At 40.0% G+C, this 24,118-nt stretch carries 20 protein-coding genes; 13 read left to right on the forward strand and 7 right to left on the reverse strand.

The window, feature by feature from the left end:
• The first annotated feature begins 40 nt into the window (after nt 1-40).
• The 3 genes from deoA to cdd are packed head-to-tail and all read left to right on the forward strand — an operon-like array spanning nt 41 to nt 2,448.
• Complete coding sequence (gene deoA / locus QQK09_RS18425) at nt 41-1,369, forward strand: thymidine phosphorylase (RefSeq protein ID WP_284205654.1); 1,329 nt, start codon at nt 41-43, stop codon at nt 1,367-1,369.
• Nucleotides 1,370-1,400: 31 nt separating this feature from the next.
• Complete coding sequence (locus QQK09_RS18430; RefSeq protein WP_284205655.1) at nt 1,401-2,024, forward strand: hypothetical protein; 624 nt, start codon at nt 1,401-1,403, stop codon at nt 2,022-2,024.
• Between the two features lie 22 nt (nt 2,025-2,046).
• A complete protein-coding gene (gene cdd / locus QQK09_RS18435) occupies nt 2,047-2,448 on the forward strand; it encodes a cytidine deaminase (protein WP_284205656.1) in 402 nt (133 codons plus the stop codon).
• A gap of 85 nt (nt 2,449-2,533) precedes the next feature.
• On the opposite strand, the gene QQK09_RS18440 is transcribed toward cdd, so the two are convergent.
• On the reverse strand, nt 2,534-3,391 hold the full coding sequence (locus QQK09_RS18440) for a helix-turn-helix transcriptional regulator (RefSeq protein WP_284205657.1): 858 nt from the start codon (nt 3,389-3,391) through the stop codon (nt 2,534-2,536).
• Nucleotides 3,392-3,524: 133 nt separating this feature from the next.
• Between QQK09_RS18440 and QQK09_RS18445 the strand changes: the two genes are divergently transcribed.
• The 6 genes from QQK09_RS18445 (at nt 3,525) to QQK09_RS18470 (ending at nt 11,595) form a co-directional block, all read left to right on the forward strand.
• A complete protein-coding gene (locus QQK09_RS18445; protein ID WP_284205658.1) occupies nt 3,525-4,721 on the forward strand; it encodes a sugar efflux transporter in 1,197 nt (398 codons plus the stop codon).
• A 398-nt stretch (nt 4,722-5,119) separates the two neighbouring features.
• A complete protein-coding gene (locus tag QQK09_RS18450) occupies nt 5,120-5,560 on the forward strand; it encodes a pullulanase-associated domain-containing protein (protein ID WP_284205659.1) in 441 nt (146 codons plus the stop codon).
• A gap of 370 nt (nt 5,561-5,930) precedes the next feature.
• Nucleotides 5,931-8,171, forward strand: a complete 2,241-nt coding sequence (gene priA, locus QQK09_RS18455) for a primosomal protein N' (protein ID WP_284205660.1) — start codon at nt 5,931-5,933, stop codon at nt 8,169-8,171.
• A gap of 152 nt (nt 8,172-8,323) precedes the next feature.
• A complete protein-coding gene (locus tag QQK09_RS18460; protein WP_284205661.1) occupies nt 8,324-9,313 on the forward strand; it encodes a helix-turn-helix domain-containing protein in 990 nt (329 codons plus the stop codon).
• A gap of 136 nt (nt 9,314-9,449) precedes the next feature.
• Nucleotides 9,450-10,664: a serine hydrolase domain-containing protein gene (locus QQK09_RS18465; protein ID WP_284205662.1), complete on the forward strand. Its 1,215-nt coding sequence runs from the start codon at nt 9,450-9,452 to the stop codon at nt 10,662-10,664.
• A 169-nt stretch (nt 10,665-10,833) separates the two neighbouring features.
• Nucleotides 10,834-11,595, forward strand: coding sequence for a hypothetical protein (locus tag QQK09_RS18470; RefSeq protein WP_284205663.1), 762 nt, complete (start codon nt 10,834-10,836; stop codon nt 11,593-11,595).
• A gap of 67 nt (nt 11,596-11,662) precedes the next feature.
• Here the strand turns inward: QQK09_RS18470 and QQK09_RS18475 are convergent, their stop codons facing one another.
• On the reverse strand, nt 11,663-13,321 hold the full coding sequence (locus QQK09_RS18475) for an FAD-dependent oxidoreductase (RefSeq protein ID WP_284205665.1): 1,659 nt from the start codon (nt 13,319-13,321) through the stop codon (nt 11,663-11,665).
• 97 nt (nt 13,322-13,418) lie between these two features.
• Entirely contained in the window at nt 13,419-13,619 is a 201-nt protein-coding gene (locus QQK09_RS18480; RefSeq protein ID WP_284205666.1) for a YgaP family membrane protein, read from the reverse strand.
• Between the two features lie 150 nt (nt 13,620-13,769).
• Between QQK09_RS18480 and QQK09_RS18485 the strand changes: the two genes are divergently transcribed.
• Genes QQK09_RS18485 through QQK09_RS18495 form a run of 3 tightly spaced genes read left to right on the forward strand, consistent with a single transcriptional unit; the run spans nt 13,770 to nt 15,007 of the window.
• Nucleotides 13,770-14,075: an ArsR/SmtB family transcription factor gene (locus QQK09_RS18485; RefSeq protein ID WP_284205667.1), complete on the forward strand. Its 306-nt coding sequence runs from the start codon at nt 13,770-13,772 to the stop codon at nt 14,073-14,075.
• A 31-nt stretch (nt 14,076-14,106) separates the two neighbouring features.
• Nucleotides 14,107-14,529 carry a YeeE/YedE family protein gene (locus QQK09_RS18490; protein ID WP_284205668.1) on the forward strand — a complete coding sequence of 141 codons (423 nt, stop codon included), beginning with the start codon at nt 14,107-14,109 and terminating at the stop codon, nt 14,527-14,529.
• 1 nt (nt 14,530) lies between these two features.
• Nucleotides 14,531-15,007 carry a YeeE/YedE family protein gene (locus QQK09_RS18495; RefSeq protein ID WP_284205669.1) on the forward strand — a complete coding sequence of 159 codons (477 nt, stop codon included), beginning with the start codon at nt 14,531-14,533 and terminating at the stop codon, nt 15,005-15,007.
• A 62-nt stretch (nt 15,008-15,069) separates the two neighbouring features.
• On the opposite strand, the gene relA is transcribed toward QQK09_RS18495, so the two are convergent.
• Nucleotides 15,070-17,283, reverse strand: coding sequence for a GTP diphosphokinase (gene relA, locus QQK09_RS18500; protein WP_284205670.1), 2,214 nt, complete (start codon nt 17,281-17,283; stop codon nt 15,070-15,072).
• 60 nt (nt 17,284-17,343) lie between these two features.
• Complete coding sequence (gene rlmD / locus QQK09_RS18505; protein WP_284205671.1) at nt 17,344-18,678, reverse strand: 23S rRNA (uracil(1939)-C(5))-methyltransferase RlmD; 1,335 nt, start codon at nt 18,676-18,678, stop codon at nt 17,344-17,346.
• 223 nt (nt 18,679-18,901) lie between these two features.
• Here rlmD and barA point away from each other — a divergent pair, with 223 nt between their 5' ends.
• Nucleotides 18,902-21,679, forward strand: coding sequence for a two-component sensor histidine kinase BarA (barA, locus tag QQK09_RS18510; RefSeq protein WP_284205672.1), 2,778 nt, complete (start codon nt 18,902-18,904; stop codon nt 21,677-21,679).
• Here the strand turns inward: barA and QQK09_RS18515 are convergent.
• Nucleotides 21,667-22,764: a mechanosensitive ion channel family protein gene (locus QQK09_RS18515; RefSeq protein ID WP_284205673.1), complete on the reverse strand. Its 1,098-nt coding sequence runs from the start codon at nt 22,762-22,764 to the stop codon at nt 21,667-21,669. The genes barA and QQK09_RS18515 overlap by 13 nt on opposite strands.
• 82 nt (nt 22,765-22,846) lie before the next feature.
• Nucleotides 22,847-24,022, reverse strand: a complete 1,176-nt coding sequence (gene cgtA, locus QQK09_RS18520; RefSeq protein WP_284205674.1) for an Obg family GTPase CgtA — start codon at nt 24,020-24,022, stop codon at nt 22,847-22,849.
• Nucleotides 24,023-24,118 lie beyond the last annotated feature (96 nt).

Here is a 24,118-nt window from a genome sequence, read left to right on the forward strand (position 1 = left end):
AAGGCTTTTAAGTCGCCATTTTTTTATAGGGGTTAAAAAGATGACATTACTCGCTCAAGAAGTGATTGCTAAAAAACGTGACGGTAAAGTATTGACCGCACAAGAGATCAATTTTTTTATCAATGGGATCACCGATAATAGTATCACTGAAGGTCAAATTGCCGCCTTTGCGATGGCAACGTACTTTCAAGATATGAATATGGATGAACGTATCCTATTGGTTTCAGCGATGCGTGACTCTGGCCAAGTACTTGATTGGTCAAGCCTTCACCTAGACGGCCCTATTGTGGATAAACATTCCACGGGTGGCGTCGGTGATGTTATCTCTTTAATGCTTGGCCCAATGGTTGCTGCTTGTGGTGGTTATGTACCGATGATCTCTGGTCGAGGACTAGGACACACGGGTGGCACACTGGATAAGCTTGATGCTATTCCGGGCTATCAGACTAATGTATTAACCAGCAAATTTAGAAAAACCATTGAGCAAGTCGGTGTGGCAATCATCGCACAAAGTGGTGATTTAGCACCGGCAGATAAACGTTTTTATGCAACACGTGATATCACTGCGACCGTTGAATCTATTCCACTGATCACCTCTTCTATCTTATCTAAAAAACTAGCCGCAGGACTCGATGCGTTAGTCATGGATGTAAAAACGGGTAGTGGCGCATTTATGCCAACCTATGATGGTGCGATCGATTTAGCAAAAAGCATTGCTGCTGTTGCTAATGGTGCAGGTTGCAAAACCACCGCAATCATCACCAATATGAATCAAATTTTAGCGAGCAGCGCAGGTAACGCAACGGAAGTACAAGAAGCGGTTAACTTTTTAACTGGCAAGTACGTTAATCCGCGCTTACACAAAGTAACCATGGCGTTATGTTGTGAAATGTTACTACTGAGCGGACTTGCTAAAAACGAAGATCAAGCAACGGAAAAACTACAAGCGGTATTAGATAACGGCAAAGCAGCAGAAGTATTCGCAAAAATGGTGGCCACTTTAGGTGGGCCAACTGACTTTGTTGAAAGAAGTGATTTCTACCTACCAAGTGCAGATATTATTCGCCCAGTGTACGCAACGCAAAGTGGCTTTATCAGCGCAATGGATACCCGTGAGATAGGTTTAGGCGTGGTAAAAATGGGCGGTGGGCGCATGAAAGCCTCAGATAAGATTGATTATGCGGTCGGTTATACTGATTTTATTAGCCTCGGTGACGCTGTTGATACAAGTAAACCTATTGCGATGGTGCATGCGCAAAATGAAGCACAATGGCAGGCATCAGAAAAAATAATCCAGCAAGCAATGACTTATAGTGAGCAACATCCAGCACGAGAAACACAGGTCTACCAACATATACGAGCGGACTAAACACTAAAAAATTAGGCATAAAGGATGATTTATGGACGTAAATGGAATTGAATGGTATGGCTACCTTGCATCATTAACGGTTTTCATCTCACTAACAATGACCTCAATTATAAAATTGAGAATATTCAATTTCATTGGCTGCATCATTTTTGCACATTATGGTTTATTGGTCGGTTCATTGCCCGTTGCTATAGCAAACTTTAGCATTGCATTTATCAACCTTTATTTCCTATATCAAATATACCGTACTAAAGAACAGTTTAATTTAGTGGTGGCAGAAGTAAGTTCGGCTTATTACCAACACTTTATCAGCTGTAATCAAAGCGATATTACTAAGCAGGTTGATTTGCAACTGCTACAACAGGTGAACACCTCCTTTTATATGTTACGTGATAATAATATTGCAGGCATTTTAGCGGGTAACCAAGACAGTCATGGCGAGCTAACACTGCTAGTTGATTACGTGATACCCAAGTATCGCGACTATAAATTGGGTGATTACTACTACAATCAACATCCCCATTTCTTAAAAGAAAAAGGGATCAATGTATTAAGAATGGATGCTTCCGATGCTGAGCATCAGAAATACTTACAAAAAATGGGCTTTGTGCCACAGCAAATAAATGGCAAACAGAGCTACAAAAAAATATTATAAAAAGAATTATAAGAGGTTAAAAATGAACTATTTCAAAGAACTAGAAGTATTACTTGATGCATCATGTGCACCCTACTCAGGCTTTAATGTGGCTTCTATTATTGTCTTAAAAGACGGTCGTAGTTTTAAAGGCGTTAATGTTGAGTCAGCAGCTTACTCCCCTACTAACTGTGCAGAGCGTAATGCGATTCAAACCGCAGTTACCGAGGGCGCTAAAATTGGTGACCTACAAGAGGTACATATCCTAGCGCGTAATGCCGCTAAAGAACTCGTACAAGCTTACCCTTGTGGTCCATGCCGCCAAGTGATTGCAGAGCAATCATTAAATGACACCCTTATTTTTTGTTACGCATCAGAAAATGAAGTTAAACAACATACGATCGCAGAATTACTGCCCTTCGGATTCTTAGGTGCAGAGCTTTAATCACAGCAGTGCCTTCTATAGCGCGAAACATAATAGCTAACTTTCGCGCTAATTCCTCCTGCTAACAATACACTTTGTATAAAAATCACTGTGCAAATAGCAACCTAAACTGTTTGGGGCTCATCTGTTTTTTAGCTTTAAATTGGCGATTAAAATTAGATAAATTATTAAAACCAACCAGATCCGCAATCACCGCAATACTCTTTTCACTGTTGACCAAATACTCACAGGCTTTACCTAACCGGTATTCATTCAAATGCACCGAAAATGAGTTTAAAAAATGGCGTTCAAAAATACGTGAAACGGTACTTTTACTGACATGTATTTGTACACACAGATCCTCGAGCTTAATCTCGTTACGGTAATTTTTTTCAATAAAATGAGATATTTTACCCACCAACTTTAGGGCTTTATCACTCTCCTCTATCTTCCTCTGACTGTAACTATTGAGGCGTTTGATCTGTTTCGCTTCACTCAATTTAACAAGCACTTCAATGACATGTGCAACACCAACAGCAGGGCTAAAATCCAGATGATCTTTTAATAACAGAAAAACCTCTTGTCCAAGCTGCTCAGAAAACTCAATACCTTGAATCGATTTATCTAATATGAGCTGTATATTGCTTAATTCAGGCAATGTTTCTATTAACTGCGCAATCCATGCTTGGCTAAACCAGATAATGTAAATATCATTGTCTGCATTGCTAGGATCGTTTTCAAAGGTGGTCGCGTGCGGAAGTTTAGGGCCATAAAGTGACAGGTCATTATGTTCGATAGGTCCAATATAATCACCGACAAACTTTTTAGCTGAAAGATGTCGATGCAAAACAAGCTCATATTCAAAATGATAGTGCCAATCGAAACGAGGCTCACATTGGTGATAAGACTGAATTCGCCATCCAAACTCTGGTTTATTACTGATTTTTTCGATACTCGGTTTCATTTCAGTCCTTTTCTTCGCGCAACAATGACATAATAGTATCATAAAATGGTGTTTTTTTATCACTTCCCAAGTGACAACTTGGTAGTTTAGCGATCTTATTATTAGCATCACAACGTTCAAAAAGAGAAACAGAATGCCAAACAACAGACTATTAAGTCGCCAGCCAATCATCTACCTATTAACCTGTCTATTTAGTGGTTTCAGTTCTGCTTTTATGGGGCCGCTATTAAGCCTTTATCTGATTGATGAGCTAAAGGTTTCACCGATCAGCATGGGCTTTTTAATTAGCATGATGATTTTAAGTGGTGTCCTTGTCTCGCAATATTTTGCAAAAAAATCGGATGCGGGCACTAGTCGCAAAGCGATTATTTTACTTGGACAGTTAGGTTTTTTCTGCTCGACCGTGATCTTGGCACTAACACGTAACTATTATATCGCCCTCGCTGCGGTGATATTTTTCATGTCCTTTAGTGCTTGTTCATTACCACAGATATTTACCATGGGACGAAACTATGCAGATAAATACCTCGCGACAAAAGCGGTGTTATTTATCACGATGATGCGCGCATCAATTGCTGTTGCTTGGGTTATCGGTCCCCCTCTGGCATTTTTAGTGAATGATCAGTTTGGTTTCACACAAACTTTTTTAATTGCAGCAAGTAGTGCAATCTCGGTATTTTTTATTGTATTAATAGGACTACCTAACCTGCATATTGAGATAGAACATAGCGCGGAAAAACCGGTACATTGGCAAAAAATCCCTGGTGTACTGCTATTTCTACTGTGTATGTTTTTTACTTTCAGTGCCAATAGCATGTATATCACCTCGATCAGTTTATACCTGACACAGGAGCTAGATCTACCCTCAAAATGGGCAGGATACTTAATGGGTATCGCCGCCTTTATTGAGATCCCTATTATGCTTAGCGCGGGTTATCTATCACTAAAAATCGGTACTCATCGTCTTATTTTTATCGCTTGTAGCTGTGGTTTAATTTTCCACGGTGGATTATTAATCGCCACACAACCTTGGCAGTTACTCCTACTGCAAGTATTTAACGCACTGTTTATTGGTATTACCGCCTGCCTTGGTATGGTAGTCGCACAAGACATGATGAAAAAGCAGATGGGGCTGGCCTCAACATTGTTTAACAGTAGCCAAATGTTAAGCATGTTATTGAGCAGTTTAATGGTTGGGCTTATTGCGCAGTACTTTAGTTATTACGCCATATTCATCGTTTCAACATTATTTTGTGCCCTCGCGGTGTTATTTCTATATTTAGCAGAGCGGCAAATCCAAGCGGTAAAAAATAACAACGTCTATGCATGAGGTTAAGTAAGTTAGCTGATTCACAATAGACATCTTTAATCGCCTTAACGGATAACTTAAGGCGATGTTATCGATGCAACATTATTAACGTTTTAGCATCAAAAAAGCACAATATAGCACCGACTTCGCAATAGAAAAATGAACGAGTTATATGCATAAAACAAATAATGAGAACTATGACATCAGTAACGATCACTATTTAATAAAAAGAATTTCTTCTGTTTTGTAACCCCCTAATGTTTACATTAACCTATCCTACCTAAACTGACAGATATGCCTATTTAGAACTAGACAGTCCAGACAGACAGATCGGCCTGCCTACTTAAGAATATAATTATAATCAACTTTGCCGGACGTTTTATTGCGGCATAAAAATAACTAAACTATAAGGTTCAATTATGAAATTTAGACTTTTAATCGCAGCGATTGCTGCATTCGCAATTGTCGGCTGTACAACTACTTCTGATGAAGGTGGCGCTGTTGAAGTAAATACTAATATTCCGGGGTTATATACTCCAGGTCCCTCTGAAGCGGTTATTTATTACAAACGAATTGATGGCCAATATGATGATTGGGGATTACACCTTTGGAGCGGTGATATCGTAAGAGAAACTAGCTGGGGATCTGCATTTCCTTTAACAGGTATTTCTGAAACATACGGTGCTTATTACGTAGTACCTTTAAAAGATGCTAATTGGGATACGTTTAACTTTATCGTACACAAAGGTAATACTAAAGACCTAGGTGGTTTGGATCATACTTTTGAGCGTTCTGCATTCGGCGTTGATGTATTCACAACTGAAGGTAGCTCAGATCTAGCCGCTGACCCAGCAATGTAAATGACTGATGGGTTAGGCTTTACTGTTAAGGTGAAAGGAAATACCTAACCCATTAATTAACTTAGCAGCACTGATAGTTGCTAAGTTTAAGCTCATGATACATTGAAAGATCTGTGAGCAACTCATCAAAATGTATTAGCATCACAAACTCCCCCTCTCTGCCTAATAAATTTTCTACGGCTAGTTTTTCCTTTTTCCCTTAACTTATCTCTCTATTTAACGTCTCTTTTGGAAAGAAAAATAGACACCAGTGATATAAAGCAATACGCCTGAGACATGAAAATAACTATCGAGACACTTTCTAGATAAATATCTATTATCGACTTGCTGAAAAACGCTACAATGGCTTTTTCCGTTTTGATGAAAGCCGATGACTAAAGCAATAATTTGTCGTGTCGCATTAGCGATTCCACTGCACAAACAATTTGACTATCTACTACCTAAATACTTATCAGCAGACTTCCTTGGGTCTGAACAACAGTTAGTAGGCTGCCGCGTTCGAGTGCCTTTTGGTGGAAAAAGACAGATGGTAGGTATCATTTGTGAAGTGAACCCAGAGCTTGATTATGATATTGCCAAACTCAAGAAAATAACTCAGTTAATTGATCATTCTGCGCTATTGAGTGAAAAACTGTGGTCACTGCTAAATTGGGCATCTTTCTATTATCAGCACCCCTTTGGTGATGTTTATCAGCAAGCTATCCCAACCGCGTTACGCCAAGGTAAAGAAGCCACTTTTAAAGGCAGCGAACATTGGCAGGTTAGTGAACAATCACTTAACATCGACGACTTTAAGCGTGCTAAAAAACAACATCAAGCATTAACCCTATTAGGTGAGCAATGCTTATCCAGCAGCAGCTTAAAAGAACAAGGTATCACTCGGGTAACGCTCAAGGCATTGCAAGATAAAGGTGTTTTAGAAACCATTGATAAGCAGCCACAGGTTAATCTTAATTGGGTTGATGATTTCGAAGAAAGCACCGAAAAGCCTAACTTAACCAGTGAGCAAGCACTTGCGATCACAGCGGTTAACCAGCAAAACCAAACCTTTAATTGTTTTTTATTAGAGGGGATAACCGGCAGCGGTAAAACCGAGGTTTACCTTAATATTATCAAACCCGTTTTACAGATGGGCAGGCAAGTACTGATCATCGTGCCAGAAATTGGTCTCACGCCACAAACAATACAACGCTTCCAACAACGCTTTAATGTGCCTATCTATCTCAAGCACTCTGCACTTAACTCCCGTGAGCAACTGGATAGTTGGTGTCATGCTAAACAAGGTAGTGCAGCCATTATCATCGGCACACGTAGTGCTATTTTTAGTGACTTTAAAGATTTAGGGCTGATCATCTTAGATGAGGAGCATGATGCTTCCTTCAAACAGCAAGATGGCTTTCGTTACCATGCGCGTGATTTCGCTATCAAACGTGCCCATTTAGAGCAAATTCCCATTTTATTAGGCTCTGCGACCCCTGCTTTTGAAACACTACATAATGCCTTGCAGGGTAAATATCAGCATCTTCACCTCACAGAACGTGCCGGTAACGCCAAACCACCGAGCAGCAGTTTAATTAATTTAGCCGGCTTGCCACTGCAATCAGGGTTATCACCACAACTGGTAGAGTTGATGGGTAAACACCTTGAGAAGAACAACCAAGTGATTCTATTTTTGAATCGCCGTGGTTATGCACCTGTATTGATGTGTCATGAATGTGGTTGGTTAGTCAAATGTGGCCGCTGTGATGCCTTTTATACCTATCATAAATCGGCTAATTATTTGCACTGTCATCATTGTGCTTCAACACTGCCAATCCCGCACCAATGTAACGATTGTGGCTCAACACAACTTATCTCAACCGGTGTAGGTACTGAACAGTTAGAAGAGAGTTTAAATCAGCTCTTTCCTGAATACCCAACGGTGCGCATTGACCGCGATAATACGCGTAAAAAAGAGAGCTTTAATCAGTATTTAACCGATATTAACAACGGTAAATATAAAATACTGTTAGGTACGCAGATGCTCGCTAAAGGGCACCACTTTCCGGATGTTACCTTAGTTGCACTGATTGATGTGGATGGCGCACTGTTTTGTAATGACTACCGCGCCAGTGAACGTTTAGCACAACTCTATACACAAGTTTCGGGGCGTGCTGGTCGTGCAGAAAAACGCGGGCAAGTGATCTTACAAACCCATCATCCAGAGCACGATCTATTACAAGAGTTGGTTAATAGTGGCTACCAAGATTTTTCGCGTCACGCGTTAACCGAACGTCAAATGGCACAATTACCACCCTATTCTTTCCAAGCGTTATTGCGCTGTGAATCTGATAATGCGACACTCGCTGAAAGTTTTTTAGGCTTGTGTAAACAGGTTATCGAACAGATTACGCAGCTTAATAAAATAGAGCGTCGCTTATTTGTATTGGGGCCAATTCCTGCCTCAATGGAGCGCCGTGCTGGGAAATACCGTTTTCAATTACTATTACAGGCAGACCATCGTGCTTTAATCAGTAAAACCTTACATCAAGCGCTACCAACACTAGATAAGTTGCCGGAAGGGCGTAAAGTAAGGTGGTCGATTGATGTAGACCCAATAGACTTCGTATAAGACCTAATGGATTAATTAATCGGTCTACTTTAGACCAACATAAGTGATCGGTTGATTGATGGGTTTGATATCACGACACTTACAACAGCAATACGTTGTTACAGGGATTTACGTATCGTTTTTTGCTACAGGCTTTGCTAGAGGAAAACAATATGCCACGTAAATATGCCCTAGGTCGTGCTTCGATAGTATTGCCGTTTTTAGATATGATGGAACAACATGGCAAAGATCCCAAAAAAATTACCAGCCAACTTGGCCTTGGCAATCAAACCTTTGATGATCTTCTTTTAGGCAATCCACAACTCCACTTACCTTCCTACTCCTTAGGTCATATTCTCGATTCAAGTGCACGAATGACAGAATCAGATGATATCGGTTTTATCTCAGGTAGCTCCGATAAAAAGATGATGGATATACACCCTGAACTTATCGCACTCATTAATAACAAACAATCACTATTAGGCTGCTTGGTAAGTGTGGTGCAATTACAACATTTACAGGGCTCACATTTTCAATGTGAGCTTGCTTATGTCAATAGTGAATTGCGTATTTATCACACCAGTGCATTACTGCCATCACATCGAGGGTTCCAACATTCACACTTGTTTACAACTGCAAGAATCCTAAAATTTATGAAGCAATACAATGGCGCACAGTGGAAACCTGATTATATTGCCCTAAAACCCAATATTGCGGACACCGCTTTACTTGCGAAAAACACCCGACTAGGGAAAGTATTATGTGGGTTGGATAAAAGTTATATCCCTATCAGTTACAACCTTAACGATGCTCAATTATCTATTAATAATGGTAGCTTTGCTTCTTCAACAAAAGCGCTGCAACAAATTAAAATTGTTATCAACGCACTATGGGAACTAAAGGGTTTTAATTTAGATTTACTCGCACACTTATTTGGACTTTCAGAGCGAACGATTCAACGACTGTTTAGTGATGATGGCAGTTCATTTAGAGATTACTTGAACAGTGTCAAAATAAAAAAAGCAAAACAACTTCTGCTACAAGGCGATAGTGTTAATAGCATCGCAATGCAGCTTCATTATACAGAAGCAGCAAATCTCACCCGAGCAATGAAAAAACAGACCGGTTTGACACCTATCCAATACGTTGAGCGCTGTAAGTAAGTTTATTTTTTTATTACTCGCGCCTAATAAATAAACAACCCATCAATTATAAAACTATGTCGTAAAATGATAGGGAGTTAAGCCCCCCTGTACCATAAACTCCTAGCATACAACGTATTTTATCAAGGGGTTACCTATGCTTAAGAAAAGTTTACTTGCAGCAATTGTTGCATTCAGTACAAGTGCAACTGCGATTACAACTGAAGAACGTCAACATTACATGGACGATTTTAGTATGTTAAGTTTTATGGTTCCAAGCAAGCAAGCTTCTTGGTACTGGGAAAACCTTGACCAAGTAATGCCAACTTCATCAGTCAAAAAAGCAGGCATTGCAATGCCACTTGAAAGAGCGCCTATTGATGCACAACAGGTATACAATGCGACTTTCAATGATACAAAATTAGATGACCTAATCAACGGCGAAGATCCATCAGTAAACTCAATGATGATCGTTAAAGATGGCAAAGTTATTTTTGAACATAACAATATTCCAGCAAATACTAAACATGTATGGATGAGTAATGCAAAACCAACTGCTGGACTTATCATCGCGATGCTAGAAGCTGAAGGTAAGATCGACGTAAGCAAACCATTAAAAACCTACATCCCTGATTTAGAAGGTAAAGACTGGGGAGATGTTGCAGTTATTGACGTGCTCAACATGCAATCAGGTATGGATCACGAAGAAAATGATTCAGTTCGATCTAACCCTAAAGCTTGGATCACACAAATGATGTTAGCAGAAGTGGGTCAAGTACCAGATTACTACAACACATTAATCAATATCCCTAAAGCTAAAGCACCTGGTCAAGCGTTTGAATATAGCTCAGCGAATACTCAAATGTTATCGCTACTCGCATCAACAGTTGAAAACAAAACTTTCTCAGAAATATTTGAAGAAAGAGTTTGGGCGAAAGCGGGTATGACAGGTGATTCTTACTTCACATTAACACCAGATGGTTATGAAGTATCACACGGATTGTTCAACTCTAATATCGAAGATATGGCACGTTTTGCAATGTTATTCACAGATTCATGGTCAGCGACAGCTAAACAACAAATCGTTCCAGATTCTATGCTTAAGCATATCCAAGATTCTGTTAAACCTGGTGTTTACAAAGTAAGCCCTGCGCACACAGGATTCGTTGGCATGTTCCCAGACGAGCCAATTGGTGGTAGTTACCAATTTGACGCTGTATTTAAAGATGGCGACCTTTATAAAGGTGGTATGCGTGGCCAAGGCTTGTATATCTCTCCTGATAAAAACACCGTTGCAGTATGGTTCAGTAACCGTATTGAAAAACATAATGTTGCTGGTTATATCCGTGGCTTCGTTAAAGATATGAAATAGGCTCCCAACCTATTTCCAAGGCCAACTAGCGATAACTTCCTGTTGGCCACTATTTTCATACCTGTATTGATTACAACATCTTATCGAACTTCGATAAGTAAAAATTAATGCGGTGTTCAAATTACTAATTTTCATGTAAACATGACTTAACAATACCCCCAGGGATAATATGACATTTAAAAAATTATTTGGTACTGCACTGGCTCTAAGCGTAGTTGCACCGTTTGCACTAGCAGAAAAAGAAGAAGAGATTGATGCTTCAGATATGACGCGCGCAAGCACCACTGCTATTGTTGGTTTAAGCAGTAAAGGCGATGTTAAATTAACCGGTTCATTATCGTACGCTTTTGATAACGGTCAAACAGCAATGACCTTATTAGAAGGGACTATTGATGAAGATGGTGCTTATAAAGATGCACGTCTTCAATACTTCCACGTATTTAGCTTTAATAACGCGACAACACCACGTGCGGCAGCCTCTGTTGATATCATTAATAATGATACTTTTACCAGTGTAGCATTAGGTGGTATCGCTATGATCCGTACTTCATCTGACGCATTTACTATGTTTGCTCGTGGTGCGGTATTAGCCGGTGAATACAATAATGATTCTGCACAGCTTAAAGGTGCAGGTATTCATTTAGACGATACTGGAATTACTGGTGCTTCTGCTGCATTTTATGCGGTATGGAAGACGGGTGAAGACGGTACATTTATTGCTGCATACCCAGAATTAACGTACCTAAATGGTGACCTAGAAATGACAAGCTTGAAATCAACATTAATGGTTTCTACTCCTCTTTCTAGCGATGGTAAAACGTGGGGACAAGTAAAGTTCGATAGAACAAGTACTAATTTTGAACACAAGAATAACAGTCTAGACCTAGCAACTGAAAAATCAGTTTGGTTTAACTATAAAGTATTCTTCTAGAAATAATATTTGAATGAATGACTAAAAAGGGAAGCAATGCTTCCCTTTTTTTATTCATGCCGTGAAATTAATAGTTAAAGGCTTTCCACGTTTTAAAACCACCGGTTAAATTTTTCACCTTATAACCACTGTTTTTCAATAACGTTGATGCAACATGACCACGTAACCCTACCTGACAATAAACTAAAATCTCTTTCTGTTTATCAATGTTACATAGGTTTGCACGTAGGTCATCAACTGGGATATTAATTGCGCCAGGGATCATTCCCATGTTATCCACTTCGTGCTCAGTACGTACGTCAATCAACAGTTGATTATCAGCGAGTTGCTTAATATCCGCGCTGTGGAATACCACTTCATCGCCTTTCATTACGTTGCTTGCTAATAAACCAGCTTGGTTAACCACATCACGTGCAGAGCCAAAGGGTGGTGCGTAACATAACTCTAAATCTTGCAAGTCATACACAGTTAAACCTGCGCGTTGTGCAACAGAAAGTACATCGATGCGTTTATCAACGCCATCTTTACCCACCGCTTGTGCGCCTAATATTTTGCCGTTTTCAGGGTTAAATAGCAGTTTTAAACTCACTGGATGCGCACCAGGGTAATAACTCGCATGACTCATCGCGTGGACGTAAACTTTTTCATAAGGCATTTTTTTACGCAGCAATGTTTTTTCATTCATACCGGTAGAGGCAACCGCAAGGTCAAATACTTTGCAGATAGCGGTACCCTGTGTTTTTTTGTAGGTTTCATCACTACCAAAAATCACATTGGCCGCCAAACGACCTTGGCGATTTGCAGGTCCCGCTAAGGGTGCAAGCATCGCTTCACCGGTAACAAACTCAGCAGTTTCAATCGCATCACCAACCGCAAAAATAGACTCATCACTGGTTTGCATCGCATCATTCACTTTAATGCCACCAAAATCACCGAGTTCAAGACCTGCTTGCACTGCTAATGCGGTTTCCGGTTTTACCCCAACTGCCATAATAAGCAGGTTCGTTTCTAGCGTAGAACCGTCATTTAGTGTTAGCGTCAGAGAGCTATCACTCACTGTTGTTTCAGCAACTGCCTGTAATGCTTTGCCTAATTTAAGGTCTACATTATGCTGCTTCAGCTCTTCATGTAATACGTTAGCAATCTCAATATCAACCGGCGCCATTACCTGTGGAGCAAGCTCAACTAAGGTGACAGCTATATCACGGTGACGCAGGGCTTCAGCCATCTCTAGACCGATAAAACCACCGCCACAGACGGTTGCATGTTGCGGTTTATTAACCTCAATTGAAGTGATGATCGCATCCATGTCTGGCACGTTACGCAGTGTATGCGTTAAGTGGTTACGTACACCAGAAATAGGCGGTACAAAAGGACCCGCTCCCGGGCTTAAGATAAGCGCATCGTATGATTCTGTGTACTCTTTATCTGCAACAATATCACGCACAGTGACGGTTTTAGCCTGTTTATCAATCGCTAAAATTTCATTTTGAACACGAATATCGACATTAAAACGACTATTAAAGCTTTCAGGGGTTTGTAATAGTAGCTTTTCACGCAGCTCAATTTCCCCACCAATGTGATAAGGCAAACCACAGTTGGCAAATGAGATGTGTGGACCACGCTCAAAGACAATAATCTGTGCAGATTCATCAAGACGACGAGCACGTGCAGCGGCTGATGCGCCACCGGCAACGCCACCAATGATTAAGATTTTTTTAGACATAATTTTTCCTGAATAAAAGTTTATAAAGCTTGAAAATAAAAATTGAAAATAATATAAGCGCTATCAATAAATGATAGCGCTGCTCACTTGATACAGGTTATTTATCCGTTTCTGCTTTGCAGCCGAGTATTTTTAAGAAAAATACCGCAGGACAGATACCCGTAAAGGCACTTTGCAAAAGGTTGGCGCCAACAAACACGGTTAACCAGATAAAATTAGGGTGTACAAACTGCGTTAATACTACTGATAGTAATACCATCGAGCCCGCTAGCACTTTAATACCATTTTCAATTGTCATTTTATTCTCCCTATTTTTTGTACGAATTAATCATCAACAGATAAATAATAACCCCCTAAATTAGAAAAGTCTAATTAATATTTATCTAAATTAGCTTGATACAAAACAGTACAAAATGTATTATTTAAAGATATTAATAAAGGACGACATATGGAAAATAAATTAGCACTAATTCATGACAAAGCATCAGAAGTCAGCGAACTATTAAAATTAATGGCACATAAAGACCGTATGGTAGTTTTATGCCTGTTATCGGGTGGTGAGATGGGTGTTTCTGAATTAAGAGAACATACCAAGCTTAGCCAGTCTGCATTTTCACAACACCTTGGCGTACTGCGTAAAAATAACTTGGTTAAAATTCGTAAAGAATCCCAGCAGGTTTTTTACTCAATCGACGATCAGCGCGTTAATGTGTTATTGAGTGCACTACAAAACGCTTTCTGCCCTAGTGAATAACATTTTTAAAATAATATAGTAGGAGTCATTAATGGAAAACTTTACACCTTGGACATCATTAGCTGGGGGAGCTTTACTTGGTCTTTCGGCAGCATTATTGATGCTATTCAGTGGGAAAATCGCAGGGATAAGCGGTGTAATTGGCGGATTATTAAGCCCTAAAAAACATGAATCGAGTTGGCGAGCAGCCTTTTTAACGGGCATGGTTTTAAGCGTATTAATCGTCGCTCCATTAGGTTTTTCACTACCAGATATTAGTGGTGAAAATATTTTATTAGTTTCGTTTGCTGGCTTGTTAGTTGGTTTTGGTACCCGCTTAGGCAATGGCTGTACTAGCGGTCATGGTATTATTGGCATGGGACGTTTCTCTAAACGTTCGATCTATGCAACCATCGCATTTATGGCTTCAGCGATTGTCATGGTGTTTGTTCGCAGTTTATTTGGAGCCGTTTAAGATGTCTAAATCGAAAAAAATAAGAATATTAATTGGCTTTATTTCTGGCGCACTGTTTGGTGCGGGCATGATTATTTCTGGTATGGTTGATCCTACTAAGGTGATCGGTTTCTTAAATGTCACAGGTGATTGGGATCCAAGCTTAATGTTTGTGATGGGGGGCGCGTTAGCGGTATTCACACCTATCTACCACCTTGTTATCAAAAAACGCAAAACAGCAATTAGCGGGGATGCATTTACTTGGACAACCAATACCACCATAGATGGTACGCTTATTTGGGGCGCGATTATTTTTGGTGCAGGTTGGGGGTTGGCAGGTTTCTGTCCGGGCCCGGCAATAGCAAGCATTGGCGGTGGTACCAACATTATACTCGCCTTTGTATTGAGTATGTTGGTCGGCATTGTTCATGCTAACCAATATTTAGCAGGCCGTTTTCCGTTGCCTTTTGTTGGCTACCGTAAACAGTGCGGTAGTTAAAAACAAGCACAAAAAAGGTGAATCACTGATTCACCTTTTTTATTCTTCTCGACTAATCAGTATTATAAACGTCTAACCGCAGTCACATCTTTGAGTTGTTGTAATTTCTTCGCTAATTTAACGATATCTTTACTGTTAAAAACCTCTAAATTAAGATCAATGGTCGCCGATTGATTTTTAATATTGGTCATACTATTAACACCAAGAACATTCACTTTTTCATTAGAAAGTAGTGTCGTAATATCCTTTAACAAGCCGCTTCTATCCATCGCTTCAAGACGCAGTGTTAATGAGTAACCAGATGAGTGAGACTCTCCCCAGCTCGCTTCAATAATGCGTTCAGGATGCACATCACGAAGATCTGCAAGTTGCTCACAAGACTTACGATGTACTGATATACCGCGCCCTTGGGTAATATACCCCTCGATAGGCTCACCAGGTATCGGCTGACAACAACGCGCAATGGTATGCATTAAGTTACCCACACCATCGATAATAATATTATTACCCGTCGGCTTTTGCGTAAAACTCTGTTTTCGCTTCTCTAATGCTTCAAGTGCAGCAAGATCCTGTTGCTCTAATGTTTGTTGGTGATGATGCCCATCTAAAAAGTGCACCAACTGATTTAAACGCAGATCACCATTACCGATGCCAGCAAAAATATCATCGTCACTACTGACATTAAAGCGCTCAATGGCTGGTGACACATCAGTGAGTTTCAGTTTTACCTTTGCTAGCTCAGCCTCTAACAGCTCTCGCCCTGCTTGAATATTTTTATCTCGATCCTGTTTTCTAAACCAAGTCGCTACTTTATGTCGTGCACGTGGTGCATTGAGATAACCAAGATTAGGGTTAAGCCAATCTCTACTCGGGTTAGACTCTTTTTGAGTCAATATTTCAACTTGATCGCCAGTTTTAAGCTTATAAGTGAAAGGTACGATATGGTTCGCTATTTTTGCACCAATACAACGATGTCCAACTTGGCTGTGAATATAATAGGCAAAGTCTAAGGGTGTTGATCCTGCTGGAAGATCTACCACTTCACCTGTTGGTGTAAACACATAAACACGATCATCAAATACCTGACTACGTAATTCATCGACTAAGTTTTCGCTATCTGCAATATCTTCTTGCCATGCGAGTAGTTTACGTAACCATGCAATCTTTTCTTCGTAACCACCGGCAGATTTTCCACCGGCACTCCCCTCTTTATACTTCCAGTGCGCAGCGACGCCTAGCTCTGAGTCTTCATGCATCTGCTGAGTACGAATCTGTACCTCTATCGCTTTGCCTTCATCTCCCAATACAACGGTATGAATAGATTGATAGCCGTTGGGTTTAGGGTTCGCAATATAATCATCAAACTCACTTGGAATATGGTGCCACATGGTGTGAATGGCCCCTAACGCAGCATAACAATCCTGCAGTTTTTCGACCACTACACGGACCGCACGTACATCAAAGAGTTGTTCAAACTGTAACTCTTTTTTCTGCATTTTACGGTAGATACTATAGATATGTTTTGGCCGACCGTAAGCACTGCCGTTGACACTCATCTCTGTTAATGAGTTTTGCACTCTGCCAACAAAGTCTTGAATATAGTTTTCACGATCAATGCGTTTTTCTGCGAGTTGTTTGGCTAATTTTTTGTAAATTTCTGGCTGAAGATAACGAAATGAAAGATCTTCCAATTCCCACTTTAACTGGCCAATACCAAGTCGATTCGCTAAAGGTGCATAGATAGAGGATATTTCACGCGCGACTAATACTTTAGTCTCTTCATCTGCGCCTTTTATCTGCTGTAGATAACAGATACGCTCAGCAAGTTTAATCACTACAGCACGGACATCTTCGACCATTGCTAATAACATATGGCGTAGATTATCAACTTGAGAGGCAGCTATTTTAGTCGAGCCTTGATTTTGTAACGCACGGATGCCTTCCATATCCATTGCGCCCTTCACCAATTTTGCGATGCGCTTAGGCCACATCTCATTGACCTGCTCTTGGGTAAGGATGTTATGATCTAACAGCGGAAATATCAGCGCAGCGTTAAGGGTATCCATATCCATGTTAAGAGTAACGAGGATTTCAACCATCTCTGTGCCCAGCTCTAATAGCGGCAGCTGCTCGGGCTCAGTGCACAGGGTGATTATCTTTTCGTAGTTTTCTAATAGGCTTCTTTGATCATTATTGCTTAACCCTAACGTGGTTACCCACTTGGTTGGATCTTTCTGTGCAGTTTGAAAAAAATGTGTGTCACGAACTGAAACCATTAAAAAACTCCAAATTTAACGTGTTAGGCGTGTAATAATCCGTTACACACCAATTAAAAACTATTTTATAAACAGTGCCATAGATTCCATATGCCCAGTTTGAGGGAACATATCTAATAAACCCAATTTATCTAATTTATAACCTTTTTCCAATAATAACTGACTATCTCTTGCAAGGGTAACCGGATCACAAGAAACATAAACAATATGTGATGGCTTGAGCGATAAGATAAAGGGAATCGACTCAAGTGCACCTGCGCGTGCTGGATCTAACAATACTTTATTGAACGATGAACTTGCCCAAGGTTGTTTACTCAAATGTTCAGCACTTAAATCGGCTTGAAAAAAAGTACTATTATTAATACCGTTTGCTTGTGCATTATCAGTGGCACGATCGACCATTTTTTGCACCCCTTCTACGCCAACAACAGACTCAACTAATGTCGCAATTGGCAGGGTAAAATTACCTAAACCACAAAATAGATCCAATACCTTATCTTGCTTATTTACATCAAGCCAGGTAAGTGCTTGTGCAACCATTTGTTGATTAACCGCTTCATTAACTTGTAAAAAATCAGTGGCATTGAAATTAAGTGTCGAGTTCCATTGAGGTAATTGGTAACTTAATTTATTGTCACCCGTTAAACAAACAAGTTCATTTTTATTTGGTTGGCTATAGAAGTTAACCTGATATTGCTCTGAAAAGGCTGTAATTAATGCCACATCACCTTTTGGTAAAACTTTTAGGTGGCGCAGTAAAACCACCACGCCTTGATCTGACCAAATCATTTCAACATGGCCCAAATCAGCTTTGCTAGTCAAACTATTTAACAGCTCTTTCAGTGGTACGATTAAAAGCTCTAGCGGTGCTTTCAATACCGGACATACTTTTTGATCAATCAGGTCATTGCTCAGTGCACGACGGAACCCCATCTCCACTTTTTTTGATTTTCTATTATATTGCACACCAAAACGTGCGCTACGTCGGTAACCCCATTCATTGGACTTAACAGCTTGTTCAAGTTCAATAGGGGCTTGCTTAGCAAAGCGGGTAAACAGGTCTAATAAACCCGCCTGCTTAATGCTAATTTGATTATCTTGGGTAGTATGTTGCAGATGACAACCACCACATTGCTCATAGTGTGGACAAGCAGCGGGCACGCGTAACTCACTCGCTTGATTAATTTTTATAATGTTTGCTTTGCTATAGCGCTTTTTGCTTTCTGTCACTTGAACATCTAACGTCTCACCAATTAAGGCACCATCAATAAATAAAGGTTTATTTTGGAAAAAAGCGAGCCCTCGACCTTGGTGATCTAATTTTTCTACCAAGACATTTTTCAAAATTCGACTTTTTATACTATTTTTAGGTGCTGCTTTAAAGAACTGAGCCATAAGTAATTCACAGGTAAGATAAGCTATGCCATCATAGCTTTGCAGGCTCCATGATACTTCATCAGCAAGCCAAATTGTAGCAATACAATGTGCATAAATGACGGCTATAAAATTAACCTACTTAGCAGTGCCAGAGAAAGCGTATTGAGGTAATATGGTCTAGCTTGTCAAATACAATAGAAAAAGCATTCATTTCATCGACTAAAAGATTAGAAAGCCACCTATGACAAAATATGGATTGCGCGCTCAGGTTATCACCTACACCATTTTACCGACGATATTGATTGGTGGATTATTAGCGACTTATTTTACGATTAACCGTTATATGCAAGGTAATGAATTTCTAATTAACCGTGCGATTAATATTGCAGAACCATTAGCAATTGCCAGTGAATATGGGATACAAGATGAAACACGTACTGTTTTAAGACGAATTATCGGTGCAACACATCGTAAAAACAGCGCCATGATCAGAAGTATTGCCATCTTTGATGCACAAAATAAACTCTTTGTAACCAGCAACTATCACCGTAATTTTCAGTTATTAAAGATTGACGATGGGCAAGCGATTCCCGAGATGACCCAAGTCGTACATCATCTTGATAGCACCGTCATCCATACCCCCATCATTGATGAATCTAATTTTTTAGAGTACCAACTTACTTTTGACCAACCACGGCGGGTGATTGGTTATATCTCTTTAGAGATTAACCGGTCCCAAGTTGATCTGTTATTTTTCCGTGATGCGGCTTTATCAATCATCGTCGTATTAATGGGGATTATCGGCAGCCTATTCTTCGCATTTAGACAAGCAAACCGCATTACAGGTCCTATTTCAGAGATGGCTTCCGTGGTTGAAAAGATCAGTCTCGGGCGTCTAAACTCACGGGTAGAGGGCAACTATACCGGTGAAATAGAATCACTAAAGGATGGTATTAACCAAATGGGTTTCGCGATGTCGAAACACCATGAGGAGATGCAAGACAATATTGACCAAGCGACCAGTGAACTACGCGAAACACTTGATCTGATGGAAGTACAGAATATCGAACTTGATATTACTCGAAAAGAGGCGCAACAAGCCGCCTCAGTAAAATCAGAGTTCCTTGCTAATATGAGTCACGAGTTACGCACGCCGCTTAATGGTGTAATCGGTTTTGCTAGGCAGCTGCTAAAGACACAAATGACCGCTAATCAAGTAGATTATCTACAGACCATCGAACGCTCTGCAGGTAATTTACTTAATATCATTAACGATATTTTAGACTTTTCAAAACTCGAAGCGGGTAAATCAACACTTGAAAAACTGCCCTTTGACCTGCGTGAATGTATCGATGAAACGATGCACTTATTAGCGCCAAGTGCACATGAAAAAAACTTAGAGCTAAGTTTGATGGTCGATTATGAAGTGCCATCAGATGTACTTGGTGACGCAATGCGCCTACAGCAAATTCTTACTAATCTGATTGGTAATGCGATTAAATTTACCCAAGAGGGTAATATTGAAGTACAGATTCAACGCGTTAAACAAGAAGATGATGTCGATAATACGGTTACCTTGAAGATGATGATAGCTGATACCGGCATTGGTATCTCTGAAAAGCAGCAGCAACAACTATTCAAAGCATTTGGCCAAGCAGATTCAAGCGTTACTAGGGAATATGGCGGGACGGGGCTAGGGTTAGTTATTACCCAGAAACTAGTCGCAGAGATGCAAGGTAACATTGATCTTATTTCAGCACCTGAACAGGGTTCAACGTTCTCATTTACCATAAAAATAGAAAAAAACAGCCATCGACCTTTACAAAACTTGCCACTTCAACAGCTAAAAGAACAATCTATTTTAGTTTTTGAAAGTAATAAATATGCCGCGTTAGCCTGTTCACAACTACTTAATCAATGGCAGACGACACTCACTCTTAGTGAAAAAGAAGTACAATTTGAGCAGAACTTAGATAAGCAATATAGCAGCATTGTGATAGGTCATAGCCAATGTGACAACCTTAAGCCACTTTTAGCGAAGATCAACAAAGCGAAACAATTTACCAAAAACATTATTGTGCTTATCAACTCAAGTGATCCAAGTATTTTTGAGATGATCCAAAAATCAGGTGCTAATTATTGTTTAAGTAAACCGATAAATCACAAAAATTTAGCCAATGCATTAATCACCGGCAACGAGGTAAAACAAGAACTTATCACTCCTGAGAAACCATTAACTATAATACGTAAAGATATTAATGTGATGGCAGTAGACGATAATCCTGCCAATTTAAAACTGATACAAGCGATGCTAAATGATCGGGTTAACCATGTCACCACCTGTGTTAATGGAAAAATAGCAGTCGATCATGCAAAACTGCAGAAATTTGATCTGATCTTTATGGATATCCAGATGCCTGTTTTAGATGGTATTAATGCCTGTCTACAGATTAAAGATGGTTCGACAAATAATACAACGCCCATTATTGCGGTGACTGCGCATGTACTCCCTGGCGAAAAAGAACAGTTTTTACAGCAGGGTATGGACGATTGTTTAGCAAAACCGATCGATGAGCGCGCACTTCAGAAAATTATTAATCGCTGGGCTCCTAATGCAAAATTATTAGATGCACCAATCATACAGCCCCCAAGAAGAACTATTCCAGCGGTGAATAGCAGCACTTCTTTTGACTGGTCATTAGCATTAAAGCAATCTGCAGGTAAAGAAGATCTCGCAAAAGAGATGATAAGCATGCTAATTAACGATTTTACTGAGGTTAAAAGCGCCGCAAATGAAGCAATAAATGGCGAGATAGATAACGTTCAACTCAGCAAGATTATCCATAAGTTTCATGGGGGTTGTAGCTATAGTGGCGTGCCTAAGCTAAAGAAAATTGCGGGTCTGATTGAGCAAGAACTTAAACAAGGACTTAGCCCAGACTTATTAGAGCCTGAGCTATTAGAGTTACTCGATGAGCTTGATAATGTACAACGTGATGCTGCTAATTATTTAGCTTGAAATTCTTCTTTCAAGCTAGTTGTATCTAAATGAAGCTGCCTTGTTGGGAAAGCAAATTGAGCACCATTATCTTTCACAATTTTTGCAATATTGAGCAATATATCCTGCTTAATGCCGTGAAATTTAATCCAGTTAGTGGTTTTTGTGAAGGTGTAGATAAAGAAATCTAATGATGAGTCATTAAACAGATCAAAATTGACGATTAAGGTCTGACGAGTATCTATTTCAGGGTGATTAGCGAGCATCTCCCTGACCTCAAAAATGATTTTTTCTACCTGATTGATATCACGATAACGCAGTCCAAAACTTTCTTTAATACGGCGGTTACTCATACGCGATGCATTCTCCACCACAATTTGAGTAAACAAACTATTAGGGACATACAAGGGTCTTTTGTCAAAGGTACGAATACGGGTCAAACGCCAACCTATACTCTCAACAGTGCCCTCTATCGACTTATCTGGACTACGTATCCAATCTCCAACTTTAAACGGTTTATCCATATAAACCATCAAGGCACCAAACAGGTTGGACAGTAGATCTTTCGCTGCCATCCCCACCACCAAGCCACCCATACCACCAAATGCGAGTACACCTGATACGCTAACACCTAAGGTCTGTAATACAGAAAGTAAGATGATGATCAATACTGACAATTTGGCTAGCTTAGCAACCGCTGTCACCGTGGTTGTGTCTTTACGTTCATCAGCAATGTAAGTCTCTTCGGTGCGTGTCGCCATACGCCAGAAGGACCAGCCCAGAAGCAATAATATCGATATTTTTTGAACCACAGGAAGATAATTTGAGATGGCTAACTCTTCACTTGAAGCAACCACCCTTAATGCCATTGACCCCCCCATCAGCACGATAATCCAATTCATAGGGCGCATTACGGCATATAAAGCAATATCATCCCAGTGATTAGATGTGTGTGAAACAATACGCTGAATTTTGTTAGCAAAGCTACGCCAGACTAATTGTATGAGTAAGGTAATACATAATATCAGTGTAAAATTAACTACCCAGTTACGGATATCTAAAGATGCTAATAACTGTTCTAGATATAACTCGACTTGCTCAATCATATTGATTCCTAAAAGTAAAAAACCTCGCTTTGATAGTATCAAAGCGAGGTTTTATTATGAACAGAAGATGTTAGCCGAGATCTTAATCTCTAACGTAAATCACTTCCATTGTCTCTTCATCTTCATCCCAATCATCGTCTTCATCTTCAGCGCCAACATAATTTTCGTTGACCTCATCCATTGTAGCTTCATGGTAATCATCCCACTGGAACTCAACTTGTTGACGTTCTTCTTCAGCAGTGTACTCTTTTGGCATCTCTTCTAGGTGATCAGCTACGTTTTGACAAACTTGCTGTGTACCCGTTTTTGAGATTGCCGCTACTTTATAAACAGGACCTTCCCATTGAAGACGATCGATAACTGACTTCATTACCTCTTCAGCATCTTCTTCAAGCAGCAAGTCAGTTTTATTAAAGATTAACCAACGTTGTTTCGCCGCTAATTTAGGGCTGTGTTTTGCTAGCTCTTCTAGGATAATAGCTGCATTATCTGCAGGATCTGTGCCGTCTGCAGGCAGTAAATCAACCATATGTAGTAATACACGACAACGTTCTAGATGACGTAGGAAACGCGTCCCTAGACCAGCACCTTCTGAAGCACCTTCGATTAATCCAGGGATATCAGCAATTACGAAGCTACGTCCGTGGCCCATACTTACTACACCTAAGTTTGGAATAAGCGTCGTAAATGGGTAGTCAGCTACTTTTGGTTTTGCTGCTGAAACACTGCGGATAAAGGTCGATTTACCTGCATTTGGTAAACCTAACATACCCACATCGGCAAGCAACAATAGCTCTAATTGTAAGTTACGAACTTCACCTGGTGTACCGTCTGTTTTTTGACGAGGCGCACGGTTAGTACTGGTTTTAAAACGTGCATTACCTAAACCATGGAAGCCACCTTTAGCAACAAGTAGTTTTTGTCCTGCCGATGTTAAATCGCCGATTACTTCGCCAGTATCTTCATCACGAGCACGTGTACCAACAGGTACAGGAATAACTAAATCGTTACCGCGAGAGCCGGTACAATCTCGAGTTTGACCATTTTCACCACGTTCAGCAGCGTAAAAACGCACAAAACGGAAATCAACCAAGGTGTTTAAATTTTCATCAGCTTGTAGGTAAACATCACCACCATCACCACCATCGCCACCATTCGGGCCACCGCGTGGGATATATTTTTCTGTACGGAAGCCGACACAACCATTGCCACCGTCTCCAGCGTCAATTTTTATTTTTGCTTCATCAACAAACTTCATTACAATCTCCAAGAAAAACATGCACAACATTTTTTGTACACTGATTATACCTATTTATATTAAACATAGATCACATTTCTTCTATCAATATAAATA

The organism is Psychromonas marina, from assembly GCF_030161115.1.
Lineage (GTDB): Bacteria > Pseudomonadota > Gammaproteobacteria > Enterobacterales > Psychromonadaceae > Psychromonas > Psychromonas marina.

Coding starts and splice junctions, on each gene's coding strand:
- QQK09_RS18430 (WP_284205655.1), top strand. CDS start 1,401: ATGGACGTAAATGGAATTGAATGGTATGGCTACCTTGCATCATTAACG.
- QQK09_RS18470 (WP_284205663.1), top strand. CDS start 10,834: ATGACATTTAAAAAATTATTTGGTACTGCACTGGCTCTAAGCGTAGTT.
- QQK09_RS18490 (WP_284205668.1), top strand. CDS start 14,107: ATGGAAAACTTTACACCTTGGACATCATTAGCTGGGGGAGCTTTACTT.
- QQK09_RS18440 (WP_284205657.1), bottom strand. CDS start 3,391: ATGAAACCGAGTATCGAAAAAATCAGTAATAAACCAGAGTTTGGATGG.
- QQK09_RS18480 (WP_284205666.1), bottom strand. CDS start 13,619: ATGACAATTGAAAATGGTATTAAAGTGCTAGCGGGCTCGATGGTATTA.
- QQK09_RS18495 (WP_284205669.1), top strand. CDS start 14,531: ATGTCTAAATCGAAAAAAATAAGAATATTAATTGGCTTTATTTCTGGC.
- QQK09_RS18515 (WP_284205673.1), bottom strand. CDS start 22,764: ATGATTGAGCAAGTCGAGTTATATCTAGAACAGTTATTAGCATCTTTA.
- QQK09_RS18475 (WP_284205665.1), bottom strand. CDS start 13,321: ATGTCTAAAAAAATCTTAATCATTGGTGGCGTTGCCGGTGGCGCATCA.
- priA (WP_284205660.1), top strand. CDS start 5,931: ATGACTAAAGCAATAATTTGTCGTGTCGCATTAGCGATTCCACTGCAC.
- QQK09_RS18465 (WP_284205662.1), top strand. CDS start 9,450: ATGCTTAAGAAAAGTTTACTTGCAGCAATTGTTGCATTCAGTACAAGT.
- cdd (WP_284205656.1), top strand. CDS start 2,047: ATGAACTATTTCAAAGAACTAGAAGTATTACTTGATGCATCATGTGCA.
- QQK09_RS18485 (WP_284205667.1), top strand. CDS start 13,770: ATGGAAAATAAATTAGCACTAATTCATGACAAAGCATCAGAAGTCAGC.
- QQK09_RS18450 (WP_284205659.1), top strand. CDS start 5,120: ATGAAATTTAGACTTTTAATCGCAGCGATTGCTGCATTCGCAATTGTC.
- relA (WP_284205670.1), bottom strand. CDS start 17,283: ATGGTTTCAGTTCGTGACACACATTTTTTTCAAACTGCACAGAAAGAT.
- deoA (WP_284205654.1), top strand. CDS start 41: ATGACATTACTCGCTCAAGAAGTGATTGCTAAAAAACGTGACGGTAAA.
- rlmD (WP_284205671.1), bottom strand. CDS start 18,678: ATGGCTCAGTTCTTTAAAGCAGCACCTAAAAATAGTATAAAAAGTCGA.
- cgtA (WP_284205674.1), bottom strand. CDS start 24,022: ATGAAGTTTGTTGATGAAGCAAAAATAAAAATTGACGCTGGAGACGGT.
- QQK09_RS18445 (WP_284205658.1), top strand. CDS start 3,525: ATGCCAAACAACAGACTATTAAGTCGCCAGCCAATCATCTACCTATTA.
- barA (WP_284205672.1), top strand. CDS start 18,902: ATGACAAAATATGGATTGCGCGCTCAGGTTATCACCTACACCATTTTA.
- QQK09_RS18460 (WP_284205661.1), top strand. CDS start 8,324: ATGCCACGTAAATATGCCCTAGGTCGTGCTTCGATAGTATTGCCGTTT.